The following is a 1,065-nucleotide window of genomic DNA, read 5'->3' on the forward strand; positions in this document are numbered from 1 at the left end:
TGCGAGGTCGCCCGCCTGGAGCTCGTCCAGCCGCCGCCGCTCGTCGGCCAGCTTGGCCGCCAGCACCGACACCGTCCAGGTGCGCCGGGCGGCGAGCCGCGAGGCGGCGATCCGGATGGCCAGCGGCAGGAACCCGCAGGCCGCCACAACGTCGAGGGCGGCCTCACGCTCGCCGGCCACCCGTTCCGTGCCGACGATCCGGGTGAACAGCTGGAGCGCCTCCTCGGGGGACATCACGTCCAGGTCCACCAGGTGCGCCCCCGCCAGGTCCAGCATCCGCACCCGTGAGGTCACCAGCGCCGCGCACCCCTCCGTGCCCGGCAGCAGCGGCCTGATCTGCGCCGCGTCGCGCGCGTTGTCCAGCAGGACCAGCACCCTGCGCCCGTCCAGCACCGACCGGTACAGCGCCGCCCGCTCCTCCAGCGAGTCCGGCACCGCCGAGTCCGCCGTGCCGAGGGCGCGCAGGAAGGCGCCGAGCACCGTCTCCGGCTCCGCGGGTCTGGGCCCGGCGCCCTGGAGGTCGACGTAGAGCTGTCCGTCCGGGAAGGCGGCCCGCGCCCGGTGGGCCACGTGGACGGCGAGCGTGGTCTTGCCCACCCCGCCGATGCCCGCGAGCGCGGACACCGCCATCACGCGGCCCTCCGCCGAGGCCAGCACCTCGCCCAGCTCGGCCACGAAGGACGCCCGCCCGGTGAAGTCCGGCACGGTGGCCGGCAGTTGAGCGGGCCGCACGGCGGCCACGGGGGGCGCGGCCACGGGCGAGGGCGGCTCGGCGAGGACGGGGTCGGCCCGCAGAATGCGCTGCTGGAGCTCGCGCAGCTCCGGCCGGGGATCCACGCCCAGCTCGTCGGCGAGCAGCCGGCGGGTGTCGGCGTAGACGGCCAGCGCCTCCGCCTGCCGGCCGCTGCGGTACAGGGCCAGCATCAGCAACTCGCGCGGCCGCTCCCGCAGCGGATGGGCCGCCGTCAGCGCGGTCAGCTCCGAGACCGCCTCCGCGTGGCAGCCCTGCTCCAGGTCCATGTCCAGGCGGGACTCCAGCAGTTGGAGCCGCCATTCCTCGAGCCG

The 1,065-nt window shown here is 76.4% G+C and carries 1 protein-coding gene; it reads right to left on the reverse strand.

The genetic code is table 11. The annotated features are described in order from the left end of the window. The coding region (locus IE249_RS37770; protein ID WP_268249704.1) for a BTAD domain-containing putative transcriptional regulator at positions 1–1,065 on the reverse strand (1,065 nt) is incomplete at both ends.

This window comes from Streptomyces anandii JCM 4720, from assembly GCF_014650655.1.
GTDB classification, from domain to species: Bacteria; Actinomycetota; Actinomycetes; order Streptomycetales; family Streptomycetaceae; genus Streptomyces; species Streptomyces anandii.